The organism is Paralcaligenes ureilyticus (assembly GCF_004346225.1).
Taxonomy (GTDB): Bacteria; Pseudomonadota; Gammaproteobacteria; order Burkholderiales; family Burkholderiaceae_B; genus Paralcaligenes; species Paralcaligenes ureilyticus.
Genome location: NZ_SMAJ01000026.1, coordinates 19606 through 28336 on the forward strand (window position 1 = coordinate 19606; position 8731 = coordinate 28336).

8 protein-coding genes are annotated in these 8731 nt (G+C 58.8%); 5 read left to right on the forward strand and 3 right to left on the reverse strand.

Annotated features, from left to right (window positions below):
- Nucleotides 1–31: 31 nt before the first annotated feature.
- Together truB and typA are read left to right on the forward strand one after the other, a co-directional pair.
- On the forward strand, nt 32–787 hold the full coding sequence (gene truB / locus EDC26_RS19460) for a tRNA pseudouridine(55) synthase TruB (RefSeq protein ID WP_132586192.1): 756 nt from the start codon (nt 32–34) through the stop codon (nt 785–787).
- A complete protein-coding gene (typA, locus tag EDC26_RS19465; RefSeq protein WP_132586195.1) occupies nt 784–2604 on the forward strand; it encodes a translational GTPase TypA in 1821 nt (606 codons plus the stop codon). The genes truB and typA overlap by 4 nt, the downstream gene beginning before the upstream one ends.
- Nucleotides 2605–2737: 133 nt before the next feature.
- Here typA and EDC26_RS19470 read toward each other — a convergent pair whose 3' ends face one another.
- From EDC26_RS19470 to EDC26_RS19480, 3 genes are read right to left on the reverse strand one after another with little or no spacing between them, the layout of a single operon-like run.
- Nucleotides 2738–3538, reverse strand: coding sequence for a thiazole synthase (locus EDC26_RS19470; RefSeq protein WP_132586199.1), 801 nt, complete (start codon nt 3536–3538; stop codon nt 2738–2740).
- A 2-nt stretch (nt 3539–3540) separates the two neighbouring features.
- Nucleotides 3541–3762 (reverse strand): sulfur carrier protein ThiS, encoded by a 222-nt coding sequence (gene thiS, locus EDC26_RS19475; protein ID WP_165931076.1) that lies wholly within the window; start codon nt 3760–3762, stop codon nt 3541–3543.
- A gap of 16 nt (nt 3763–3778) precedes the next feature.
- Complete coding sequence (locus tag EDC26_RS19480) at nt 3779–4834, reverse strand: FAD-dependent oxidoreductase (protein ID WP_132586205.1); 1056 nt, start codon at nt 4832–4834, stop codon at nt 3779–3781.
- Between the two features lie 145 nt (nt 4835–4979).
- Between EDC26_RS19480 and EDC26_RS19485 the strand changes: the two genes are divergently transcribed.
- From EDC26_RS19485 to EDC26_RS19495, 3 genes are read left to right on the forward strand one after another with little or no spacing between them, the layout of a single operon-like run.
- The gene (locus EDC26_RS19485) at nt 4980–5786 is read left to right on the forward strand and encodes an IclR family transcriptional regulator (protein ID WP_132586208.1); all 807 of its coding nucleotides are present in this window, start codon (nt 4980–4982) and stop codon (nt 5784–5786) included.
- Between the two features lie 23 nt (nt 5787–5809).
- Entirely contained in the window at nt 5810–6787 is a 978-nt protein-coding gene (locus tag EDC26_RS19490) for an AAA family ATPase (protein WP_132586211.1), read from the forward strand.
- An 18-nt stretch (nt 6788–6805) separates the two neighbouring features.
- Nucleotides 6806–8500, forward strand: a complete 1695-nt coding sequence (locus EDC26_RS19495) for a cobaltochelatase CobT-related protein (protein ID WP_207915216.1) — start codon at nt 6806–6808, stop codon at nt 8498–8500.
- The last annotated feature ends 231 nt before the right edge of the window (nt 8501–8731 follow it).

Genomic DNA, 8731 nt, shown 5'->3' on the forward strand with positions numbered 1-8731 from the left:
GGGCTGTCGTTTTTTCCTCAGGCTATAAACGATGGTTTCCCGACGCGGGCAGGTGCTCGATGGTGTCTTGTTGCTCGACAAACCCGAGGGTTTGTCGAGCAACCACGCGCTGCAGCGGGCCAAGCGCGCGCTGGATGCCCGCAAGGCCGGGCATACGGGCACTCTGGATCCCTTTGCAACAGGCCTGCTGGTCTGTTGCCTGGGGCGTGCCACCAAGCTGTCGGCGGCGATGCTCAATGCCGACAAGGTTTATCACGCCACGCTTGGCCTGGGCGAAGAGACGGATACGGGTGATTTGACGGGCCATATCGTATTTCAGGCGCCCGAGTCGTTTCAGGGAGTCGATAGTGACGAGCTGGAACGGGCCGTGGCGAGCTTCCGGGGCCAGATTGAGCAGGTTCCGCCCATGTATTCGGCCTTGAAGCGCGACGGCAAGCCTTTATACGAGTATGCGCGCCAAGGAATTGAACTGGATCGTCCGGCGCGCACGATTACGATCCATAAGCTGGAAGTCTTGAGCCTGAACGGGCGTCAGGCTGAAATCATGGTTCATTGCAGTAAAGGCACTTACATTCGAACCCTGGCGCAGGATATTGGCCGTCTGCTGGGTTGCGGCGCCCACCTGACTGCATTGCGGCGCACACAAGTGGGGCCGTTTTTGCTTCGTGACGCCATCGGGCTTGAAACCCTGCAGACCATGCCAGAGCCTCAGACCACCTTAATTGCACTCAATGCCTTACCTGCCGGCTTGTTGCCTGCAACCCTTACACAAAAGGAAGAATTATGAATCGCGCTTTGCGCAATGTGGCGATTATCGCCCACGTCGATCACGGTAAAACGACCCTGGTCGATCAGTTGTTACGTCAATCCGGCACATTTCGCGATAACCAGCAAATGGCCGAACGGGTCATGGATTCAGGCGATATCGAGCGCGAGCGCGGAATTACCATTCTTGCGAAGAATTGTGCGGTCGAATACGAAGGCACACATATCAATATCGTCGACACCCCGGGACACGCCGACTTCGGCGGCGAAGTCGAGCGGGTTCTGTCGATGGTCGATGGCGTGCTGCTCCTGGTCGATGCGGTTGAAGGCCCCATGCCTCAAACCCGTTTTGTGACGCGCAAGGCCCTGGCCTTGGGCCTGAAACCCATCGTCGTCGTGAACAAGGTGGATCGCCCGGGTGCGCGCCCCGATTTTGTTATCAATGCGACCTTCGATTTGTTCGACAAGCTTGGCGCCACCGAGGCGCAGCTGGATTTCCCCGTGATTTACGCGTCGGGCCTGGCCGGCTATGCGGGTTTGACCGAAGATGTGCGTGAAGGCGATATGCGTCCGCTCTTTGATTCCATACTGAAGTATGTGCCGCAACGCGAAGACGACGCCGATGGTCCCTTGCAACTGCAAATCATCTCGCTCGATTACAGCAGCTATGTGGGCAAGATCGGCGTGGGCCGGATCAATCGCGGGCGCTTGCGCGCCGCGCAGGATGTGGTGATCCAGTTCGGCCCCGACAGCCAAATCATCAAAGGACGCGTCAATCAGGTTCTTAAGTTCAAGGGCCTGGAGCGCGAACTCGTCGATCAGGCCGAGGCCGGCGATATTGTCCTCATCAATGGCATCGAGGAGATTGGCATAGGCTGCACCTTGATGGATCCGGCCAATCCCGATCCTTTGCCCATGCTGCATATCGATGAGCCCACATTGACGATGAACTTCATGGTCAATACCTCACCCTTGGCTGGCCGTGAAGGCAAGTTCGTCACCAGTCGCCAATTGCGTGACCGCCTTGATCGCGAACTGAAGTCCAATGTGGCCTTGCGGGTGAAAGAGACCGACGATGACACGGTGTTTGAAGTGTCGGGACGCGGTGAGCTGCATCTGACTATCTTGCTTGAAAACATGCGCCGTGAAGGCTACGAGCTGGCGGCTTCACGCCCTCGCGTGGTGATCAAGGAAGTGGACGGCGTGCGCATGGAGCCGTACGAATTGCTGACGGTCGACCTGGAAGACGGGCACCAGGGCGCGGTCATGGAAGAGCTGGGCCGGCGCAAGGGCGATTTGCAGGACATGGTGGCCGATGGCCGCGGCCGTACGCGTCTGGAATATCGCATTCCGGCTCGCGGCTTGATCGGCTTTCATAACGAGTTCTTGACCATGACGCGCGGCACGGGGCTGGACAGCCATATTTTCGATGAATATGGGCCGGTGCGCGACGGTGGGGTCGGCGAGCGCCGCAACGGTGTGCTGATCAGCCAGGATGACGGCGCGGCCGTCGCCTACGCGCTTTGGAAGCTGCAGGATCGCGGCCGCATGTTTGTGTCGCCCGGCGAGCCCTTGTACGAGGGCATGATTATCGGGATACACAGCCGTGAAAACGATCTGGTCGTCAATCCGATCAAAGAGAAAAAGCTCACCAACGTGCGCGCTTCGGGCAAGGACGAGCATATTGACCTGGTTCCGCCGATACGCATTACGCTGGAGTATGCGGTGGAATTCATTACGGACGATGAGCTGGTCGAAGTGACCCCCAAGTCGATACGCTTGCGCAAACGTTATCTGACCGATCAGGATCGCCGCCGCATGTCGCGCGAAGGTAGTTAAAAAAAGGGGCCCGGAAGGGCCCTTTTTTTTAGTGGGTGTGGCACGGGTTTGGTGGCACCCACAAGGGGTGCCGCTACAAAAACGTAGCCGTGACTCATGTAGCGGCACCCCTTGTGGGTGCCATCAACACAAATCAGGCCAGCACAAAAGGCCGGCCAGTTACCGGCGTGGTTGCCACCGCCATATCCTGTTCGGCCATGATGCCGGCCTGGTACGCTTTGCGCCCGGCGTCAATGGCGAGCTTGAAGGCTTCGGCCATCAGGACCGGGTCGTGGGCATTGGAGACGGCCGAGTTCAGCAGTACCGCGTCGAAGCCCATTTCCATGGCTTGTACCGCATCCATGGGCGACCCGATGCCGGCGTCGACGATGAGCGGCACGTCGGTAATGCGTTCGCGCAGCGTTCGCAAGGCGTAAGGGTTGACCAGGCCTTGACCTGACCCGATGGGCGCGCCCCAAGGCATCAGTACGCGGCAGCCTGCGTCGAGCAGGCGGTAGCAGGTGACGAGATCGTCGGTGCAGTAGGGGAAAACCTCGAACCCCAGCTTGACCAGCTCGGCGGCGGCCTGTACCAGTTCGAAAGGATCGGGTTGCAGTGTATAGGTGTCGCCTATGACTTCCAGCTTGATCCAGTGGGTATTGAAAATCTCGCGCGCCATTTGAGCGAGCGTAACGGCTTCGGCGGCCGTATGGCAGCCCGCGGTATTGGGAAGCAGGTGGGCGCCGCTTTGCTTGATCAGTTCGAAATAGCCCTGGCCTTGGTTGTTTTCAACAGGCCTGCCGCAGCCTTGGGCCAGCTGGCGCTTCAAACTCACCGTAACCACCTGCGCGCCTGAGGCGGCGATAGCTTGTTCCAGTACATACGGCGAAGGGTAGCCGGCCGAGCCCAGGAAGAAACGACTGCCAAGTGTTGTGTCAGCAATCTGGAAAGACATAGTTAGCCTCCGGTGATCGGTTCAAATGTGGTGATGGCGTCCTGGTCGATCAAGACTCGCGTCGCGCGGGCTTGCCGCGCGACATGGCTGCCATTGACGGCCGTAGCCATAGGCAAGCTGGTCTGTGACGCAGACGAGTTCAGCGTCTTGAGCAGATCTTCGAGCGTCGAAGCTTCGGCAACGGTGTGTTCTTTGCCATTGACGGTGATGCGGATAAGGCTCACAGCGGACTCTATAAAATTAGCATTCAAACTTCAGTTCGGACAGGGCCTGATCGACCAGCGACGGAGCAATCAGCCAGCCGTGCCGAAACAAGCCATTAATGCGCGTCAGCCCGTTTTCGTGCTCGATGCGCGGCAGGTTATCGATAAGCGCCGGACGCAGATTGGTTTCGCTGTGCACGACCCGCGCCTCGGCCAGTGCAGGCATGACACTGTGGGCTGCGGCCAGCAATTCAACCGTACTGCGCAAAGACACCGGCGACCGGTCTTCGCTTTCAATTTCCGAAGCACCCACGACGATCAAATGATTGGACCGTGGCACCAGGTATACCCGATGGCGCGGGTGCAACAAACGGATGGGTCTGTTCAATTGTACGGCAGGCGCATGCAGCCAAAAGATTTCGCCGCGTACGCCACGCACATTCCGGCACGAGACCGCGTTGGCAGGTCCGGACGGTGCGTTTTCGCGTTCGCCCAAGCCGCGCACGTCGAATACCCAGTCGAATCGATGATCCCCGTCGATGGTATGCAAGGTGTGCGCCGACAATGACGATACCGCGCAGCCCCAGTGCCAGTGGACGCCGTTGGCCGACGCGTAGAGCGCCTCCATGGCTTCGACGGTATTCAGGTGCCCTTCGTGCGGCAACAGCCAGGCGTGCGACGGCCCTTGTATGTCCGGCTCGAGCTGTGCCAACTGCGCCAGGGGCAAAGGCTGCGGCCGATGTTCTTCGGGCGCCTTTTCGTTCAAGAGGCTGATCATGCGTTGCGCGGAGCCGGCGTCGTGGCGATGCGCAAGCAAAAGGCTGCCGGCCCGGTCAAACGAGGCATGACACGATAATGCGGGAATGATTTCGGCCCAGAGCTCTATAGAGCGCAAGCCGTGATTGAAGACGTTGATATCGGCCGACTCCAGTTCAGCCGTGGGGCTGAGCATGCCTGCGGCAGTCCATCCGGCGGCGCCGCGCGCATCGGGGCCGCCGACCGGGTCGAATACGCTGGCCTCGTGGCCTTGCCGGGAAAGCAAATAAGCCAACAGACGGCCCAACAATCCCGCTCCTGCGATCCCTATTTTCATTGCTGAACCATCTTGCTGCGTCCTGCTTTATCCCGTTTGGATAGTGAAATAATTCGGTATTTATAAAATTTATGCCCTAAATGCCCGTGAGTCAATATAAAATACTAAAAAACGGTACAACTTATTCCTATTATTGGGATTTAATATGGACACTGGTATTTCTTCCATTATCGCCGAGAACCGGGTTGACGGTAACACGCCCACCATGCGCTTGTTTGCCTTGCTTGAGGTGATTGCGCAGAAAGATCAGCTGTTTTCCTTGCAAAGTCTGGTTGACGAATTGAACCTGCCCAAACCGACCTTGCATCGCATGCTGCAGCAGCTCGAAGGGGCCGGCATGATCCAGCGCGATGGCGATGGGCGGCAGTACAGCTCGGGCCTGCGTTTGCGTCGAATGGCCGAGAACCTGCTGCTCAATAATACCGTGCACGGCGCCCGCCATTCGGTGCTGCGTCAATTGGTGGAAGAGGTCGGCGAAAGTTGCAATATTACGACTTGTGCGGGTAGCGAGGTGTTGTATTTGGATCGTGTTGAAACCATAGCGCCGCTGCGGTTTTATTTGCATACCGGTTCGCGCGTTCCGGTTCATTGTTCGGCCAGCGGCAAGCTGTTCCTGACGCAGATGTCTCAATCGCAGCGGCGGCGTCTGTTGGCTCATGCGCCCCTGGCCAAATATACGGAGCGGACCTTGACGACCTACGATCAGATCGACAGCGAGCTCGAACGGGTGCGCCGCGATGGTTACGCCATGGATGATGAGGAATTTTTACCGGGCTTGCTGTGTGTGGCCGTATTGGTTCCGGCGTCTTACGGGAAATCGAACATGGCGGTCGCCATCCAGGCACCCATCATGCGCATGACGGCGGAGAAGTCTTTGCAAAGCTTGCCGGCCCTGCAGCGTGCCGCCCGTGCCCTGGCCGCGATTGAAGCGGCCAACGGCAACGGCGGCTAACATCGTTTAATCAGGAATCTGTCATGCCCGAGATAAACACGTTGACACCGGCCACTCATCTCGTTTCGGCCAAAGCCCTGTTTGGTCTGGACGTCGATATTCAGGTTCCGGCTTTTGTCGAGCGCGATGAACATGTGCCCGAAATCGACCCGGTCTATCGATTCAACCCCGACGCGACCCTGGCGATTTTGGCGGGATTCTCCCGCAATCGGCGTGTGATGGTGCAGGGGCTGCACGGCACGGGCAAGTCCACTCATATCGAGCAAATTGCCGCTCGCCTGAATTGGCCGTGCGTGCGCATCAATCTGGATGGGCACATCAGCCGCCTGGATCTGGTGGGTAAAGACGCCATTGTGGTGCGCGACGGCCTGCAGATCACCGAGTTTCAGGAGGGTATTGTGCCCTGGGCGCTCCAGCGGCCTGTCGCCCTGGTTTTTGATGAATACGACGCCGGACGGCCCGATGTCATGTTTGTAATACAGCGCATTCTGGAGCGCGAAGGGCGCTTTACGCTGCTCGATCAGAATCGGGTCATACAGGCGCATCCTTATTTCCGGCTGTTCGCCACATCCAACACCGTTGGCTTGGGTAATTTGAATGGCATGTACCATGGCGTCCAGGCGCTCAATCATGCTCAGATCGATCGCTGGAATATTGTCGCGACCCTGAATTACCTGTCGGCGCATGAAGAAGCCGCGATCGTGCTGGCGCGTGTGCCTGAACTGGATACCGAGCCTGGCCGCCGTTTGATTGGGGCCATGGTGCAGGTGGCCAGCCTTACCCGCAAGGGTTTTGAGACCGGCGATCTGTCCACGCTGATGTCGCCGCGCACTGTTATTACCTGGGCCGAAAACAGTCAGATTTTCGGTAATGTCGAGCTGGCGTTTCGGCTGTCCTTCCTCAATAAATGCGAAGAGATCGAGCGTCCCATCGTCGCCGAGTATTACCAGCGCAGTTTTAACGATGAGATCCTTGAATCGCACCTGACCTTGCCGGGTTGAGGGTTGGCCGTGGGTGATATGCAGCAGCGATCGCGCCATCAGCAGCAGCTCGAAGAGTTGTGTGTGGCCATGCTGCGTGCGGCGACCGGCCTGGCGCAATGGCACTTCGAAGGTGGGCGGCTGTATGACGGCCAGCGGCCGGTGCCTGCCTATGCGCCGCATTTGCGCATCAATCCTGGTGTCGATGCCTTGCCCGCTTATCGGGCGCTTGCCGATAGCCTGGCGCTGCGCTTGCGCTTTTCCGATCCCGTGTTGCATCAAGGCCTGGTTCCGGCCGATCCCATCGAGCGCTGGATTTTCGAATGGCTTGAACAATTGCGTGTGGAATCATTGGCGCCCGAGGATTTGCCGGGCGTGCGCGATAACCTGGAGCAGCGCTACCGCGCCTGGTCGGCCGAATTTTTGGGCTCTGGTTCAACTGAAACGAGCTTAGGGATATTGATGTTCGCGCTGTCGCAGATTGTCTGGAGCCGCCTGACTTCGCTCGAATTGCCTCGGCCGGTTCAGGATTTGCTTGAGCCGACCCGCGCGGCCCTGGCTCCGGCCCTGGGAAGTGCGTTGGCCGGCATCCGGCGTTGCCGCCATGATCAGGCGCAGTTCGCCATCCATGCCATGGACATAGCGCGCGATATTGCGCAGCGCGTACAGAGCGAATATGAAGATGAACCGTCGAGCTCAACCGTGCGGCCGGGCGCCTTTGGGTTGTGGCTGGATTTTGAACAGGAAGAGAGCGAGAGCGCGGCCGTCGTCCAGACGGGCGAAAGTGCTGTCTTCGAGGCGAGCCGGCGTCACTATCGGATATTTACGAAGCGTTATGACGAGGAGCGGTATGCGCCCGATCTGGTGCGCGAGGCTTTGCTGCACGAGTATCGCCAGCGGCTGGATCGGCGCATTGCGCAGCAAGGCATTAACGTCCAACGTTTGTCGAGCTCGTTGCGGGCGATCCTGGCGCAGCCGCAGCGCGACGGCTGGCGTTTCGGTCAGGAAGAGGGCGTGATCGATGGCAGGCGGCTGGCTCAACTGGTGAGCTCGCCGGCCGAGCGCCGTGTGTTTCGTCAAGATCAATATTTGCCGGTCGCCGATACGACGCTTGGTTTCTTGATCGATTGTTCGGGGTCGATGAAGCCGTATGCGGAACTGTTGGCGGTCATGATGGATGTGTTGATGCGCGCACTTGAACAGGCGGGCGTGGCGACTGAAATATTGGGCTTTACGACGTCGGCGTGGAATGGGGGGCGTGCGCGGCAGGATTGGGTAAGCCAGGGCCGGCCAGCGGCGCCGGGCCGTTTGAATGAGCTGCGCCGCCTGGTGTTCAAAGAGGCGCAGACGCCTTGGCGTCGCGCGCGGTATCCGTTGGCGGCTTTGTTGAAGACGGATTTGTTCCGCGAGGGGATCGATGGCGAAGCGGTTGAGTGGGCGTGCCAGCGTTTGCTTGGGCGCAATGAGACGCGGCGGATATTGGTGGTCATTTCGGATGGCTGTCCGATGGATAGCGCGACGAATCAGGCCAATGACGCGTTTTATCTGGACAACCATTTGAAGGCGGTGATTGGGGGTTATGGCCGGCAGGGGATAGACATTATTGGCGTTGGAGTGGGGCTGGACATGAGCCCGTATTATTCGCGATCTGTGGTGGTTGATTTGTCTGAGCGACTGGAGAATCAGGTGTTTGAGGAGTTTCTGGAGTTGTTGAAGGGGCGGCATCGGCGGTAGGTTTGTAGCGGTAAGGTGGATTTGTAACGGCACCTTAATTTTGTAGCGGCAGCCCTTGTGGCTGCCATTTTTGTTTCTCTGCATGAATTCCTGCATAGAACGGCGACGGCGGCCCAGGCGTGCAGGCTCACATCGTCCGGTCCTGGCGTTGCCAGGACTGCCTGCGTCAAGCGCCTGGCTTGGGGCGGTGCGCAAACTCGCGGGGCGAATAGCCCCCCGGGCTATTCGCAA

Excerpts from the sequence above, each read along its gene's own strand:
- typA (WP_132586195.1), top strand. The coding sequence starts at position 784 with ATGAATCGCGCTTTGCGCAATGTGGCGATTATCGCCCACGTCGATCAC.
- EDC26_RS19490 (WP_132586211.1), top strand. The coding sequence starts at position 5,810 with ATGCCCGAGATAAACACGTTGACACCGGCCACTCATCTCGTTTCGGCC.
- EDC26_RS19480 (WP_132586205.1), bottom strand. The coding sequence starts at position 4,834 with ATGAAAATAGGGATCGCAGGAGCGGGATTGTTGGGCCGTCTGTTGGCT.
- EDC26_RS19470 (WP_132586199.1), bottom strand. The coding sequence starts at position 3,538 with ATGTCTTTCCAGATTGCTGACACAACACTTGGCAGTCGTTTCTTCCTG.
- EDC26_RS19485 (WP_132586208.1), top strand. The coding sequence starts at position 4,980 with ATGGACACTGGTATTTCTTCCATTATCGCCGAGAACCGGGTTGACGGT.
- EDC26_RS19495 (WP_207915216.1), top strand. The coding sequence starts at position 6,806 with ATGCAGCAGCGATCGCGCCATCAGCAGCAGCTCGAAGAGTTGTGTGTG.
- truB (WP_132586192.1), top strand. The coding sequence starts at position 32 with ATGGTTTCCCGACGCGGGCAGGTGCTCGATGGTGTCTTGTTGCTCGAC.